Annotated in this window: 16 protein-coding genes and 1 other RNA gene; 10 read left to right on the plus strand and 7 right to left on the minus strand. The window is 60.1% G+C overall.

All coding sequences use genetic code 11. The features are described 5' to 3' along the window. Positions 1–165 precede the first annotated feature (165 nt). From M8Q45_RS26105 to M8Q45_RS26135, 7 genes are all read left to right on the plus strand, one after another. Entirely contained in the window at positions 166–873 is a 708-nt protein-coding gene (locus M8Q45_RS26105) for a FadR/GntR family transcriptional regulator (protein ID WP_249876958.1), read from the plus strand. Positions 874–994: 121 nt separating this feature from the next. Further along, complete coding sequence (gene trxA, locus M8Q45_RS26110; protein ID WP_003206727.1) at positions 995–1,324, plus strand: thioredoxin TrxA; 330 nt, start codon at positions 995–997, stop codon at positions 1,322–1,324. A 241-nt stretch (positions 1,325–1,565) separates the two neighbouring features. Next, positions 1,566–2,825 carry a transcription termination factor Rho gene (gene rho, locus M8Q45_RS26115; RefSeq protein ID WP_003206716.1) on the plus strand — a complete coding sequence of 420 codons (1,260 nt, stop codon included), beginning with the start codon at positions 1,566–1,568 and terminating at the stop codon, positions 2,823–2,825. A gap of 135 nt (positions 2,826–2,960) precedes the next feature. Then, entirely contained in the window at positions 2,961–4,916 is a 1,956-nt protein-coding gene (locus M8Q45_RS26120) for an acyltransferase family protein (protein WP_249876959.1), read from the plus strand. A gap of 79 nt (positions 4,917–4,995) precedes the next feature. Then, a complete protein-coding gene (gene ubiD, locus M8Q45_RS26125; protein WP_249876960.1) occupies positions 4,996–6,462 on the plus strand; it encodes a 4-hydroxy-3-polyprenylbenzoate decarboxylase in 1,467 nt (488 codons plus the stop codon). After that, positions 6,462–7,430: a CDP-6-deoxy-delta-3,4-glucoseen reductase gene (locus tag M8Q45_RS26130; RefSeq protein ID WP_249876961.1), complete on the plus strand. Its 969-nt coding sequence runs from the start codon at positions 6,462–6,464 to the stop codon at positions 7,428–7,430. The genes ubiD and M8Q45_RS26130 overlap by 1 nt, the downstream gene beginning before the upstream one ends. Positions 7,431–7,838: 408 nt before the next feature. Beyond that, complete coding sequence (locus M8Q45_RS26135; RefSeq protein WP_249876962.1) at positions 7,839–8,507, plus strand: gamma-glutamylcyclotransferase; 669 nt, start codon at positions 7,839–7,841, stop codon at positions 8,505–8,507. On the opposite strand, the gene glpT is transcribed toward M8Q45_RS26135, so the two are convergent. Then, on the minus strand, positions 8,483–9,832 hold the full coding sequence (gene glpT / locus M8Q45_RS26140) for a glycerol-3-phosphate transporter (RefSeq protein ID WP_249876963.1): 1,350 nt from the start codon (positions 9,830–9,832) through the stop codon (positions 8,483–8,485). The two genes, M8Q45_RS26135 and glpT, sit on opposite strands and share 25 nt — an antisense overlap. Positions 9,833–10,051: 219 nt before the next feature. Further along, positions 10,052–11,029: an NADPH:quinone oxidoreductase family protein gene (locus M8Q45_RS26145; RefSeq protein ID WP_249876964.1), complete on the minus strand. Its 978-nt coding sequence runs from the start codon at positions 11,027–11,029 to the stop codon at positions 10,052–10,054. Positions 11,030–11,179: 150 nt separating this feature from the next. Here M8Q45_RS26145 and M8Q45_RS26150 point away from each other — a divergent pair, with 150 nt between their 5' ends. After that, on the plus strand, positions 11,180–11,596 hold the full coding sequence (locus M8Q45_RS26150) for a flagellar basal body-associated protein FliL (RefSeq protein ID WP_030138132.1): 417 nt from the start codon (positions 11,180–11,182) through the stop codon (positions 11,594–11,596). Between the two features lie 124 nt (positions 11,597–11,720). Here the strand turns inward: M8Q45_RS26150 and M8Q45_RS26155 are convergent, their stop codons facing one another. Further along, positions 11,721–12,173, minus strand: coding sequence for an EVE domain-containing protein (locus M8Q45_RS26155; RefSeq protein ID WP_249876965.1), 453 nt, complete (start codon positions 12,171–12,173; stop codon positions 11,721–11,723). Positions 12,174–12,368: 195 nt separating this feature from the next. On the opposite strand from M8Q45_RS26155, the gene M8Q45_RS26160 reads away from it, so the two are divergent. After that, on the plus strand, positions 12,369–12,515 hold the full coding sequence (locus tag M8Q45_RS26160; RefSeq protein WP_230147726.1) for a hypothetical protein: 147 nt from the start codon (positions 12,369–12,371) through the stop codon (positions 12,513–12,515). A 32-nt stretch (positions 12,516–12,547) separates the two neighbouring features. On the opposite strand, the gene M8Q45_RS26165 is transcribed toward M8Q45_RS26160, so the two are convergent. The 4 genes from M8Q45_RS26165 to M8Q45_RS26180 form a co-directional block, all read right to left on the minus strand. Continuing rightward, positions 12,548–13,153 (minus strand): 5-formyltetrahydrofolate cyclo-ligase, encoded by a 606-nt coding sequence (locus M8Q45_RS26165; protein ID WP_249876966.1) that lies wholly within the window; start codon positions 13,151–13,153, stop codon positions 12,548–12,550. A 118-nt stretch (positions 13,154–13,271) separates the two neighbouring features. After that, positions 13,272–13,451: non-coding RNA, 6S RNA (gene ssrS, locus M8Q45_RS26170), on the minus strand. A gap of 30 nt (positions 13,452–13,481) precedes the next feature. Next, the gene (locus M8Q45_RS26175) at positions 13,482–13,799 is read right to left on the minus strand and encodes a cell division protein ZapA (RefSeq protein WP_030138126.1); all 318 of its coding nucleotides are present in this window, start codon (positions 13,797–13,799) and stop codon (positions 13,482–13,484) included. Continuing rightward, positions 13,796–14,005 (minus strand): TIGR02449 family protein, encoded by a 210-nt coding sequence (locus tag M8Q45_RS26180; protein WP_030138125.1) that lies wholly within the window; start codon positions 14,003–14,005, stop codon positions 13,796–13,798. Before M8Q45_RS26180 ends, M8Q45_RS26175 begins: the two co-directional genes overlap by 4 nt. A 129-nt stretch (positions 14,006–14,134) precedes the next feature. On the opposite strand from M8Q45_RS26180, the gene M8Q45_RS26185 reads away from it, so the two are divergent. Then, complete coding sequence (locus M8Q45_RS26185; protein ID WP_249876967.1) at positions 14,135–14,689, plus strand: YecA/YgfB family protein; 555 nt, start codon at positions 14,135–14,137, stop codon at positions 14,687–14,689. The last annotated feature ends 23 nt before the right edge of the window (positions 14,690–14,712 follow it).

The raw sequence follows: 14,712 nt of genomic DNA on the forward strand, positions 1-14,712 counted from the left end.
GTTTGCTGGTGGGGCGCGGTCTTACTGGTCTGAACAGTTGGGCCGCGTTTCGCACCTTTATCGGGCGTCGGCATTTGCCGCCGAACCCTGCTGGGGCACGACTTGCCGGGCACGGCGAATAGCATTACAACTAGCCGCTCACTGGCCCGGTTTGTCTGAAAAATCATGAATTCCATTGCTCGTGCCGTTCCTGAAGTGGCATTGCAAGCCATCCGTAAACTGATCGCCGACGAGGGCTTCGGCCCGGGGGATGCGCTGCCCTCGCAGCGCGATCTGGCGGTGCAACTGGGCGTAAGCCGGGCGTCCCTGCGTGAGGCGCTGTCATCGCTGAGCGCCCTGGGGATGATCAGTGTGCAGCCGGGCCGGGGGGTATTCGTGCAATCGGCCGCGCAAGAACCGCGCAGCGACTCGACACCGGGTTGGCCCTTCGCCGCCCAGGCCTCGCCTGTGGATATCTTTCAATTACGCTACGCCCTCGAGGGTTTCGCGGCGGGTTTGGCGGCCGTGACGTTGAGCACCGATGAACTCGATGCATTGGACGACAACGTCGAGGCCATGCGCCGTGAACTGAAGGCCGGAGACTTCGACGCGGCGGCCCAGCTGGATTTCGAATTTCATCGACGCATCCTGCTGGCCAGCGGCAACCAGGCCATGCTGAGCATTCTCACCGCCAGCGCCGACATCTTCCTGGAGAGCCAGAAGCTACCGTTCATCAGGGCGGAGCGGGCGATGGAGACTTGGCAGGAACACCGCAAGATCCTTCGCGCGTTGGCCCGCCGAGCCTCGGCCCCCGCACAAAAAGCCATGCAGGAACATGTACGTAACGCTGCGCTGCGTACCGGCATTTGCTTTGTCGCGCCTGCTGGCCCATGACGCCGGCGATACCCAAAGCCATCGACCGTCATAGCGAGACTCAATCAACTGCGGCTTCCTGAACCTGGGAAGGGCAGCTATGATGGGCCACGTTTTTTTGCTGATTACCCCGGAGATTTCCATGAGCAGCGATCTGATCAAACACGTTAGCGACGCTAGCTTCGAAGCTGACGTACTCAAGGCCGAAGGCGCAGTGCTGGTCGACTATTGGGCTGAGTGGTGCGGTCCTTGCAAAATGATCGCTCCGGTCCTGGACGAGATTGCCGAGACCTACAAGGGCAAGCTGACCGTTGCCAAGCTGAACATCGACGAAAACCAGGAAACCCCGGCCAAGCACGGCGTGCGCGGTATCCCGACCCTGATGTTGTTCAAGAACGGCAATGTCGAGGCCACCAAGGTCGGCGCGCTGTCGAAGTCGCAACTGGCGGCATTCCTCGACGCCAACATCTAAGCGTCGAATGTCCTGCCAAAAGCCCCGCAAATTGCGGGGCTTTTTCGTTATTCGGGGCTAGACGCTCGTAAATCGAGGTGTTACATTCGGCCCCGCAATGGTTTCTCCATTGCCCCCTGCAAGCCGTCGCCGACGCTCTCCTTTCGAACAAGTACGCGATCCTGTCGCCTTCTCCGCGGCGCGGCCTCATTAAGCCAAAAGCTTAATTTCCCCCCTCCATAAATGATTACGTCATTCCTATATGAATCTGACTGAACTCAAGCAAAAGCCGATTACCGAACTGCTCGAATTGGCCGAACAGATGGGCATAGAAAATATGGCCCGTTCGCGCAAGCAGGACGTGATTTTCTCCCTGCTCAAGAAGCACGCGAAAAGCGGCGAGGAAATCTCCGGTGATGGCGTGCTGGAGATTCTCCAGGACGGCTTCGGCTTCCTTCGCTCCGCAGACGCTTCCTATCTCGCCGGCCCAGACGATATCTACGTCTCGCCGAGCCAGATCCGTCGCTTCAACTTGCGCACCGGTGACACCATCGTTGGCAAGATCCGCCCTCCGAAGGAAGGCGAGCGTTACTTCGCGCTGCTCAAGGTCGACACGATCAACTTCGATCGTCCGGAAAACGCGAAGAACAAGATTCTCTTCGAGAACCTGACCCCGCTGTTCCCGACCGTGCGCATGAAGATGGAAGCCGGCAACGGTTCCACCGAAGACCTCACCGGTCGTGTCATCGACCTGTGCGCACCCATCGGCAAAGGCCAGCGTGGCTTGATCGTGGCACCGCCGAAAGCGGGCAAGACGATCATGCTGCAGAACATCGCGGCCAACATCGCCCGTAACAACCCTGAAGTTCACCTGATCGTGCTGTTGATCGACGAACGCCCGGAAGAAGTGACCGAGATGCAGCGCACCGTGCGCGGCGAAGTAGTCGCCTCGACCTTCGACGAACCGCCAACCCGCCACGTGCAGGTTGCCGAAATGGTGATCGAGAAGGCCAAGCGCCTGGTCGAGCACAAGAAGGACGTGGTGATCCTGCTCGACTCCATCACCCGTCTGGCCCGTGCCTACAACACCGTGATCCCGAGCTCCGGCAAGGTGCTGACCGGTGGTGTCGATGCCCATGCCCTGGAGAAGCCGAAGCGTTTCTTCGGCGCTGCACGGAACATCGAGGAAGGCGGTTCGCTGACCATCATTGCTACCGCGCTGGTTGAAACCGGTTCGAAGATGGACGAAGTGATCTACGAAGAGTTCAAGGGTACTGGCAACATGGAACTGCCCCTGGACCGTCGCATTGCCGAGAAGCGCGTATTCCCGGCCATCAACATCAACCGTTCCGGCACCCGTCGCGAAGAGTTGCTGACCGCCGACGACGAGCTGCAGCGCATGTGGATCCTGCGCAAGCTGCTGCATCCAATGGATGAAGTCGCTGCCATCGAGTTCCTGGTCGACAAGCTGAAAACGACCAAGACCAACGACGAGTTCTTCCTGTCGATGAAGCGCAAGTAACACGAAGCTACGCATAAAAAGGGCGCCCCGCACAGGGCGCCCTTTTTTTCGGCTGAATGTATCAAAATGGACAACTTTCCAAGACCAGCAGTGTCCTTGCTGTTGACGTCTGTACTTCAAACGACAAGGAGCGTTATGCACACGTTTGGCAATCGCCGTGACATCGATGGCTTGAGGGCCCTGGCCGTTATCCCGGTGGTACTGTTTCACTTCGGCTTCAGCACGTTCAGTGGCGGCTTTGTCGGGGTCGATGTCTTCTTCGTCATCTCCGGATTCTTGATAACCGGCATCCTGTTTCGCGAGATCAGTGCGCAGCGCTTCAGCTTCGTCGATTTCTGGGCCCGACGTGCGCGCCGCATCCTCCCAGCCTTGAGCCTGGTGCTGTTGGTGACGTTAGCCTTGGGCTGGTTGTTGCTGACCGCCAAGGATTTTTCGGAGCTTGGCCGAACGGTTCGTTACCAGTCGCTGTTCATTTCGAACATCTTGTTCATGCGTGAGGACGGTTACTTCGAGCCAGCGTCGGATCTGAAACCGCTGCTTCATACCTGGTCCTTGGCCGTCGAAGAGCAGTACTACATTTTCTTCCCGTTGCTGATGGTGTTGTTGATGCGCCATGTTCGTCATTGGCGCTGGATGCTGTTTGCCGTATTGCTGATTTCCTTCGGGCTGAACGTCGCTTATATCGACCGCAAACCTGACGTGGCTTTTTTTTCGTTGCCGACACGCGCTTGGGAGCTGTTGTGCGGTGCGATGCTTGCGGTATTGCCAAAGCCGAGACACATCGCGAAGCCGTGGGTCTGTCACTTGGCGGGCGTGGCCGGGTTGGCAGCGGTGCTGGCGGCGGTGTTCACTTTTGACAGGGCCACGACGTTTCCAGGTTGGGCTGCTTTACTGCCGGTCCTCGGCGCCACTGCGCTGATATGGTCCGGGGGGCAGGGTTCGAGCTGGGTCGCCCGACTGCTCGGTACCAGGGTGCTCGTCTGGATTGGCTTGATTTCCTATTCCCTTTACTTGTGGCATTGGCCGGTCTACGTCTACGCCAATGCCGTTTCCATCGACGGTATCGGGCATTTGGAAGCTGTGGGCTGGATCCTGCTGGCGTTGGGTCTTGCCTGGCTGAGCTGGCGTTTCGTAGAGCTTCCGTTTCGTGAGAAGCGCGTGTTGCCTGGGCGCAAGCCGGTGTTGGTGGGCGGTTTGTTGGCCATGGTCGCCCTGGCGGTGACAGGTTCGGTGGTGCGCTCGGCGGATGGCTTTCCCCAGCGCCTTACCGGCAAGGCATTGGAGTATGCGCAAGCACGGGATTGGAAGGCTGGGCAGATGGAATGCATGCTCGTGACTTCTGACAAGAACCTGGACAAGGCCTGCCTGGTTGGCGAGAGCAAAGAGGTGCCGGCAACCCAACTGTTTTGGGGCGATAGCCACGCCGCTGCGTTGTTGCCGGCGATTGAAGGCAATGCCACGCGTGAAGGGCGCCCGGTTTGGCTTTACAGCATGAGCGCTTGCCCGCCAATCGTCAGCGATGACTTGCGCCAGCGCTGCAGGGACTTCAACGAAAAGACCATGGAACAGGTTCGTCACCTGCAGATCAAGGATGTGGTGCTGGCTTCCAATTGGAGTCTGTACGTCTACGGTCGTGAGGACGGCGACAAGAAGGTATTGCTCAACGCCTCCGACAACACGGCCGAAGCCGAGGCGCGTATGGCTGCGGCGCTCAAGGCTCGGGTGGCGATGTTGAGGGCGGCGGGCGTACGGGTGTGGTTGTTCAAGGAAGTGCCCCTGCAGCGCAAGGGCGCTATCAGCAGATTGACGAGCCTGGCCCGGGCTGGGCGTTCAGCTGAAGGGTTGGGTCGCCCACTTGAGGAGCACTTGGCCCGTCAACATTTCCTCAGTGCCTTGTTTGACTCGATGAGTAGCGCCGATCCCGGTGTGCATGTCATTGACCCGACCCCGTTGATGTGTGCGGGACAGGTCTGCAGCATTGAGGTCAACGGTTACTCGCAGTACAAGGACGAGGACCATCTGTCTGATCTCGGTAGTGCCCGGCTGAGCCCCCTGTTTGCCCCGGTGTTGTTGGGAGCAACCGGCAATTGATCACTGCTGCGCACGCACGGGCTGCTGTTTGGGCGTTAGAGCAGGTAGGATGTACGCCTATTTTCGGGGTGGCATCTCAATGAAATTCAAGGATCTTCGGGATTTCGTGCAGCAGCTTGAACAGCGCGGCGAGTTGAAACGCATTCAGGTTCCTGTCTCTCCAGTGCTGGAGATGACGGAAATCTGTGACCGCACGCTTCGGGCCAAAGGCCCGGCGCTGCTGTTCGAAAACCCGACGGGTTATGACATTCCGGTACTGGGCAACCTGTTCGGCACACCGGAGCGGGTAGCCTTGGGCATGGGCGCGGACGCCGTCAGCGAGCTGCGCGAAATCGGCAAGCTGCTGGCGTTCCTCAAGGAACCCGAGCCGCCGAAGGGCCTGAAGGACGCCTGGTCCAAGCTGCCGATTTTCCGCAAGATCATTTCCATGGCGCCGAAAGTCGTCAAGGACGCGATCTGCCAGGAAGTGGTGATCGAGGGCGACGATGTCGACCTGGCCATGCTCCCGGTGCAGACCTGCTGGCCGGGCGATGTCGGGCCGCTGATCACCTGGGGCCTGACCGTCACCAAGGGCCCGAACAAGGACCGCCAGAACCTGGGTATATACCGTCAGCAGGTGATCGGCCGTAACAAGGTCATCATGCGCTGGCTGAGCCATCGGGGCGGCGCGCTGGATTACCGTGAGTGGTGTGAAAAACACCCTGGCCAGCCGTTCCCGGTGTCCGTGGCCCTCGGCGCGGACCCCGCCACGATCCTCGGCGCGGTCACGCCGGTGCCCGATAGTCTTTCCGAATATGCATTTGCCGGCCTGTTGCGCGGCAACCGTACCGAGCTGGTGAAGTGCCGTGGCAATGACCTGCAAGTGCCGGCCACCGCCGAGATCATTCTTGAAGGTGTGATCCATCCCGGCGAAATGGCCGATGAAGGTCCCTACGGCGACCACACCGGTTACTACAACGAGGTGGACAGCTTCCCGGTGTTCACCGTCGAGCGCATCACCCATCGCATCAAGCCGATCTACCACAGCACCTACACCGGTCGTCCACCTGATGAGCCGGCCATTCTTGGCGTGGCGCTGAACGAAGTGTTCGTGCCGATCCTGCAAAAGCAGTTTCCGGAAATCACCGATTTCTATCTTCCACCCGAAGGTTGCTCGTACCGCATGGCCGTGGTGACCATGAAGAAGTCGTATCCGGGGCATGCCAAGCGAGTCATGTTGGGCGTCTGGTCGTTTTTACGACAGTTCATGTACACCAAGTTCGTTATTGTCACTGACGACGACATCAACGCACGGGACTGGAACGACGTGATCTGGGCCATCACCACGCGCATGGACCCCAAGCGCGACACGGTGATGATCGAGAACACGCCGATCGACTACCTCGACTTCGCCTCGCCGGTGTCTGGCCTGGGGTCGAAGATGGGGCTCGATGCCACGCATAAATGGCCCGGTGAGACCACCCGTGAGTGGGGCCGGGTTATCGTCAAGGATGAAGCCGTTACCCAACGGATCGATGCCATCTGGAATCAGTTAGGAATAGATTGATGCGTGTAACCTTGCAGCCTTCCGGTGCGGTGCTGGAGATAGAGCCGGCCGAGCGGATACTCGATGGCGCGCGGCGCCTGGGTTACGAATGCCCACAGAGCTGCCGCAACGGCAACTGCCACGTTTGTGGCGCGTTGTTGGTGGAAGGTCGCGTGGAGCAGGCCGGTGAAGTGCGTGACCACGGTGAGGTCTTTACCTGCATCGCCGAACCTCTGGAGGACTGCGTGCTGCTGTGGGATGGCGTGTTGTCGCCGGGTGAGCTGCCGGTGCGCACGCTCGCATGCCAGGTGATCGAGTGCGCCGAGGTGGGTGGCGATGTCTGGCGGGTGCGCTTGCGAGCGCCGGCGGGTAAACCTCCGCGCTATCACGCCGGGCAATACCTGATGATCGAGCGGGAGAACGGTGAGAAGTCGGCGTTCTCCCTGGCCTCGGCGCCGCACTCGGGGCGCGACCTGCAATTGCATGTGCTGGTGCGCGAAAACAGTGCGCAAACGCTTTTGGAACAACTGCAGCGCAACCCCAATGTGCGCATCGAGATGCCATTCGGCGATACCCATTTGTCCGAACTCCCGGATGGCCCGCTGGTGTTGATTGCCGCCGGCACCGGAATGGCGCAGATGCACAGTCTGATCGAGCACTGCCGCGCCCAGGGCTTCAAGCACCCGGTGCATCTGTACTGGGGCGTGCGGCGGCCGGAAGATTTCTATGAAATCGAACACTGGGATGAGTGGAAGAAGCTGCCAAACCTGTATCTGCACAAAGTCGTCAGCGATCTTTGTGGTTGGGAGGGGCGCTGCGGCATGCTCCACGAGGCGGTGTGCGAGGACATCAGCGATCTCTCCGGCGTCTACGTCTACGCCAGCGGCTCGCCGGCCATGATCTACGCCACGCTCGATGCGCTGGTGGAAGCCGGCATGGACGCCCATCAGATGCGCGCCGATGTGTTCGCGTATGCGCCGCGGGCTTGAACCCACCTAGCCTTGAGCTGTGCCGTTGTGCCGAGGGAGCTTGCTCCCGCTCGGTTGCGCCTTGTAGGAGCTGCCGAAGGCTGCGATCTTTTGATCTTTTGATCTTTTGATCTTTTGATCTTTCGCTTAAGACTCAATTGGCCGTGAAAAGATCGCAGCCTCGCTTCGCTCGGCAGCTCCTACACAGCTCCTACACAGCTCCTACAGACCCAGCGGGAGCAAGCTCCCTCGCCACAAAAGCCCATATCCAGCCGATATAACTTCCTATATTGCGTTTCGGTATTTAGCTGGCGGGCCAGATACCGATAACGTATATACAGACGCAATGGCATTTAACTTGCCTTGATCCCCACAAACGTCAACGCAATGACGCTCTTTTGTCCCGCGAGGAGCCAACCGCTAACGGCCATGACCGCTATCGAATCCGCCATAAGCTGCGCCCTGTACCCGCCCCGGCTCGAGCTGGGTGCCCAACTGACCCGTGAACAATTGCTCGCCTCGATGCGATCGACCATGAGCCTTCACCAGGGCGGCCCGGTCTGGCTGTTCGCCTACGGTTCGTTGATCTGGCGTCCGGAGTGCACGGCGGTGGAGCGGATGCGTGGCCGGGTCCATGGTTATCATCGCGGCTTGTATCTATGGTCCCACGAACACCGGGGCACCCCGGAATTGCCAGGTTTGGTGTTTGGGTTGGATCGCGGCGGGTCCTGCAGCGGATTCGCCTACCGGTTGCCGGAGGAGAACCTCGAGGATTCGCTATTCGCCCTGTGGCAGCGCGAGATGCCAGTCCCTTCTTATCGTCCGCACTGGCTGACGTGCCGTCTCGAGGATGGCAATCGGGTACAAGCCTTGGGCTTCGTGTTGGAGCGACACCTGCCCAGCTATGCCGGCAACCTGCCGGACCATGTGCTGAGCCAAGTGTTCGAAAGCGCTTGCGGGCGTTATGGCACGACTCGCGATTATGTCGAGCAGACCATTAACGCCCTGCGCAGCCACGCCATGCCAGATCGGAACCTGGAGGCGCGGCTCAAGCGCTGCCAATCAGCTCTGGATCAGGCGACTGCTTCGCGGCTCTGACTGGCGATCTGCTTGTGCCACAGGGTTGGCGCGAGGAACGCCATCGCCAGCAGGCAGGCGCCGATCAGCAGCACGAAGCCGCCGTTCCAGCCAAAGTGGTCCACGGTGTAGCCCATGGCGGCACTGGCCGCGACCGAACCACCCAGATACCCGAACAGACCGGTGAAGCCCGCAGCGGTACCGGCGGCTTTCTTCGGTGCCAGTTCCAATGCCTGCAAACCGATCAGCATCACCGGGCCATAGATCAGGAAGCCGATGGAAACCAGGGCAATCATATCTACGGTCGGGTTGCCGGCCGGGTTCAGCCAGTAAACCAGCGTCGCCACGGTCACCAGGGCCATGAACACCATGCCGGTCAGGCCACGGTTGCCACGGAAGATCTTGTCGGACATCCAGCCGCACAACAGCGTGCCCGGAATACCGGCCCACTCGTAGAAGAAATAGGCCCAGGAGCTCTTGTCCACGGTGAAGCCCTTGGCTTCCTTGAGGTAGGTCGGCGCCCAGTCCAGCACGCCGTAGCGCAGCAGGTAGACGAAGACGTTGGCCATGGCGATGTACCAGAGCATCTTGTTGCGCAGCACGTACTTGACGAAGATTTCCTTGGCGCTGAATTCGTTCTCGTGGCTGGCGTCGTAGCCTTCCGGGTAGTCGTTCTTGTATTTCTCGATTGGTGGCAGGCCCACCGATTGCGGGGTGTCGCGCATGGTTGCGAAGGCAAACACCGCAACGGCGAGCGCTACGGTAGCGGGTACATAGAATGCCGCGTGCCAGTCGTTGAACCAGGCCATGCCCAGCAGGAACAGCGGGCCGATCAGGCCGCCGCCCACGTTGTGCGCGACGTTCCACACCGATACCACGCCGCCGCGTTCCTTCTGCGACCACCAGTGCACCATGGTCCGTCCGCTCGGCGGCCAACCCATGCCTTGGGCCCAGCCGTTGATGAACAGCAGGATGAACATGATCGTCACGCTGGAGGTTGCCCAGGGCGCGAAACCGAAAATGAACATCACCCCGGCTGATACCAGCAAGCCGAACGGTAGGAAGTAGCGCGGGTTGGAGCGGTCGGACACCAGGCCCATCAAGAACTTCGACAAGCCATAGGCAATGGCAATGGCCGACATGGCCAAGCCAAGCTGGCCGCGGGTGTAACCCTCGTCGATGAGATACGGCATCGCCAGGGAGAAATTCTTGCGCAGCAGGTAATAACCGGCATAGCCGATGAAAATCCCGGCGAAGATCTGCCAGCGCAGGCGTCGGTAGGTGCTGTCTATTTTTTCTTCAGGCAGGACTGCCTGGTGTGCAGCGGGTCGAAAGAAAGCAAACATTCAAGAGCTCCAGATTTCTTGTTTTGACTGCGGATGCGAATGTTACAGTTTCGTTACCGAAAATAGCATCGGTTCGCATCCGCAAAACAGCCGAAATGTTGGAGATTGCATGTTCTTTTATGAACATGTCGCCCAGATATAAATGGGCGACGGTATGGGGATGGCGCAAGCGGGTCGCAGGGTTTCGACCCGGTAAGGATAAACCGCCCAGGTAATGGATCAGCGAACCTGGACCACCACTTTCCCGACTGCCTTGCGCTGCCCCAGATCATTGATCGCCTGGGCGGCGTTGCTCAAGGGGTAAACCTGCGACACCAGCGGCTTGAGCTTGCCTTCGGCGAACCAGCCGAACAGTTGCTGGAAGTTGGCCGCGTTATCCTGGGGCTGGCGTTGGGCAAAGGAGCCCCAGAACACGCCGACCACCGAGGCACCCTTGAGCAAGGCCAGGTTTACCGGTAGCTCGGGGATGCGTCCGCTGGCGAAGCCGACCACCAGCAGCCGGCCATTCCAGGCGATAGCGCGCACGGCCAGGTCGAACAGGTCGCCGCCCACCGGGTCGTAGATCACGTCGGCGCCCTGGCCGTCGGTGAGGCGCTTGATTTCGTCCTTGAGGCTGGTTTCGGTGTAGTTGATCAGCTCGTCGGCGCCGGCGGCCTTGGCCACGGCAAGTTTTTCCGCGCTGCTGGCGGCGGCGATCACGCGAGCCCCCATGGCCTTGCCGATTTCCACCGCCGCCAGACCGACGCCGCCGGAAGCGCCGAGCACCAGCAAGGTCTCACCGGGCTGGAGGTTGGCCCGCTGCTTGAGGGCGTGCATCGACGTGCCATAAGTCATGCTGAACGCGGCAGCCGTGTTGAAATCCATGGACAAAGGAATCGGCAATACGTTGTAGCCCGCAACCGCCACCTGTTCGGCGAAGCTGCCCCAGCCGGTCAGTGCCATGACCCGGTCACCGACTTTCAAGTGACTGACTTTCTCGCCCACCTCGCTGATGATGCCTGCCGCTTCGCCGCCGGGAGAAAACGGGAAGGGCGGCTTGAACTGATATTTGCCTTCGATGATCAGCGTGTCAGGAAAATTCACCCCGGCGGCGTGCACATCCAGCAGCACTTCGTTCTTTTTCACGACGGGGCTGGCGACGTCTTCCAGCACCAGCGATTCGGCGGGACCGAATTCTTTGCACAGCACGGCTTTCATCAGGGCTATTCCTTTGGGAGTGATGGCCGATAAGTGTAGGTGTGGGAGTCAATGGGTCAACGAGCATGTCCCGCCCTGATAGCCGGCCATAAGCTTGTGCTTGGACGGCGGGTCGGTATGCTGGGCCGCAAACCGGATGAGGAGTCGATTGTGAAAGCGTGGATCATGTTGATGCTGGCCCTGTCGCTGCCAGCGGCAGTGATGGCCGAAGAGGGCAAGGAAGCCAAGGAAGGCGAGGCGCCGAAAGTCAGTTACATCACCCTGAGCCCTCCCTTCGTGGGGAATTATGGGCTGGACGGTACAGCCAAGCTGAAGGTCTACAAGGCCGACGTCGCCCTGCGCGTAACCGGTGACGCCGCCGCTGCAGCGGTGAAGGCTAACGAGCCGTTGATTCGCAACCAGTTGGTGGCGCTGTTCGCCCAGCAGACGACCGAGACCATGAACAACCTTGAAGCCAAGGAGAAGCTGCGTCAGGAAGCGTTGAAGCAAACCCAGCAGGTGATGAATGACGAGACCGGCAAGCCGATGGTTGAGGATCTGTTGTTCAACAACCTGATCATTCAATAAGTATTGCGGCGACTAGGCGGGCCCTTTCGCGAGCAGGCTCGCACCCCCAGGCATTGTGTGATCGGCGAAATCCACTGTGGGAACGAGCTTGCTCGCGAAGGCGGTTGACCAGCCGCCCTATTTCTCAGGGCTTCAGCGCAACCACCGCCGCCCATTGCTCCGCCGTTACTGGCATCACCGAAAGTCGCGAGCCTTTTTGCACCAGCGGCATTTCAGCCAGGGCCGTCTGTTGCTTGAGGTAGTCGAGCTTGAGTACGCGCTGGAATGTCTCGACATGGGCTACGTCGATGGCGGTCCAGGGATTTTTTTCCGGGCTGGCCTTGGCGTCGAAGTAATGACTGTCAGGCTCTAGGGCCGTGGGATCGGGATAGGCAGCCTTGATGATTTTGCCAATCCCGGCGATGCCTGGCTCCGGGCAACTGGAATGGTAGAAAAAGAACGTATCGCCCACCGCCATGGCCCGCAGGAAATTGCGCGCCTGGTAGTTGCGAACGCCGTCCCAGCGCGCTTGGCCGAGCTTTTCCAAGCCCTGGATGGACAATTCGTCGGGCTCGGATTTCATCAGCCAATGGGCCATGGTTTCTACTCCTGGGCGATGTGGATAAAAATAGTTCAGCGATTTTATGACAAACCGACAGTCGGTTGACGCCAGAGTTTGCGTGTGGGTCCGGGTTGCCGCAAAATGCCGGCCTTCCAAGCTTGACGCTGCTGCACGGCCAATAAGAAAACCGCTGCTGTCATCGTGTGTGATATGCCTTGAGGGGGGCAATCGATGAAACGCAAACCGGATTTGTTGTGGATACTGGTCATTCTGTTCGGCCTGGGTGTCGTGACCACGGGTTACGCCCAAAGCCTGTGGGCCAACAAGACCGATGCGCCGGTGGAAATCACCCAGCCCGCGCCATCGCTCAAGCGCTGAGCCCGCTTTCCAGGCGCCGCTGTCCGCGGCGTCTATCCCGCGATATACCATCGCCTGTCGCTGACCGTTCCTTGCAGCGGCACGTCCCAGCTTGCCTGCGCCAATCGTTCGACCTTCTGGCATTCATGGGCCAGCCCCAACAGCGTCGGCTTGCGCCACTGTCTACGTCGTGCCAGGTACGCCAGGCTGCGGTCATAAAAGCCGCCGCCCATGCCCAGCCGGCCTCCGGCGTCATCGAATCCCACCAACGGCAACAACACCAGGTCCAGCGTCCAGACCTTGCGCTGCCGGGCGATGTTCTTGCGCGGTTCCGGGATACGAAAGCGGTTGGGCTGCATCTTTTCGCCGGCGTGAATGCGCTGGAACACCATCTTGGTTTGCGGCCAGGGGCTCAGTACCGGCAGGTACGTCGCCTTGCCCCGACGCTGGGCGGCGCGCAGCAACAGGCGCGGGTCGATCTCGCCGTCGTTGGGCAGATATAGCGCAATGTGCTTCGCACGGCGAAACAGTGGATGCTGGGCCAGTTGTCTGTAGAGCCCGCGGGCGGCTTCCCGCTGCTGGGCCGGCGTCAGGGCACGACGGGCCTGGCGCAGCAGGCGTCGGAGTTGCGGGCGAGGCAGCAGCGCAGGTTCTGTCATATCGAGGCTTCACGAGGCGGTGTCATCACCACAGCGTAACCGCAAACGATCGGACCAGAAATGGCGAAAGCCAGAAACGACAATGCCAGTCATGATGACTGGCATTGTGTCGAGAATCAGGCTCCCCGGATGAACCGCTGTCGGCTTAGCCCTTGAACCCGAAAGTTCAAGGTGGAAGTTGCAGGAGGCGTTAAGGCTTTCCGTCAAGCGGACATGCACACCGGCCCCAACGTGCAACCCCCGTGGTTGTGCGTATCGGCTCAGGGACATCACCAACTGGCAAGCACCCCAGGGAGTGTCGCAAGTATACCCCAGGCAGCCTCGCGAATCAGCCCTTGCTGACGTCCGGATCAGTGGCCAGCACCAAATCCACCCGTTCCAGCAGGTCGCGCACCTGTTCACGGGTCGAGCCGCTGACCTGTAGGTCGGGCGTATCCTGGCGGTGCAGCAGGTCGTGGGTGATGTTCAAGGCGGCCATCACGGCGATGCGGTCGGCGCCGATGACTTTGCCGCTGCTGCGGATCTCGCGCATCTTGCCGTCCAGGTAACGGGCGGCGCTCACCAGGTTGCTGCGCTCTTCCTGGGGGCAGATGATCGAATATTCTTTATCGAGGATCTGCACGGTGACGCTATTGCTTGAACTCATGAGTCTTGCTCCAGGGCCTTGAGGCGCGAAATCATCGATTCGACCTTACGCCGGGCGATTTCGTTTTTTTCAATGAGGTGCGCGCGTTCCTCGCGCCAGGTTTTTTCCTGAGCTAATAAGAGTCCGTTTTGGCTCTTAAGTTGCTCGACCCGTTCAATTAGCAGTTCGAGTCTGGCCATCAGCGCTTGCAGGTCGGTGTCTTCCATTGTGTCCACTGAGGATTGTGTCTGATGGGGAATAAGGGTCGCACAGCCTTTAATGGTCTTGGCGAGTCTGTCGATGTAGGATACAAGGCCTCCATTCTAGACATAGCGCCGTCTGGCGCCTAGCTGCCCATGCCCATTCAGAATTCCCCGTATCAAGCATTCGCCACCCTGCTGAGCACCAGCGGTCATCCTGTCTCGCCTGCCGAACTGCATGGCTTGCTGCTCGGTCGCAGCTGTGCCGGCGCCGGTTTCGACGCCGATGGCTGGCTGGCCGACGCCGCCGAGTTGCTCGAAGGCGAGCCTGCCGACAACGTGCGCAACGCGCTCATCGGCCTGCAGGAAATGGTCAAGGGTGAGCTGACCAGCGATGACATGACCGTCGTCCTGCTCCTGCCGACCGACGATGCGCCGTTGAGCGAGCGCGCCGCCGCGCTGGGCCAGTGGTGCCAGGGCTTCCTCGCCGGTTTCGGCCTGACCCGCCGCGAATACGCCCTGAGCGACGAAGCCAAGGAAGTCCTGCAAGACCTGGCGGCCATCTCTCAGGTCCAGGATGCCCTGGAGGAATCCGACGACGGCGAAAGCGACTATATGGAAGTGATGGAATACCTGCGGGTCGCGCCACTGCTACTGTTTACCGAGACCAAGAAAACCGCTGAGCCGGCTGCCAAGCCGTCCTTGCACTGATCGCTTGAAAGGGAACACCGTCT

Source organism: Pseudomonas sp. T1.Ur, assembly GCF_023516725.1.
In the GTDB taxonomy this organism is placed as follows: Bacteria; Pseudomonadota; Gammaproteobacteria; order Pseudomonadales; family Pseudomonadaceae; genus Aquipseudomonas; species Aquipseudomonas alvandae.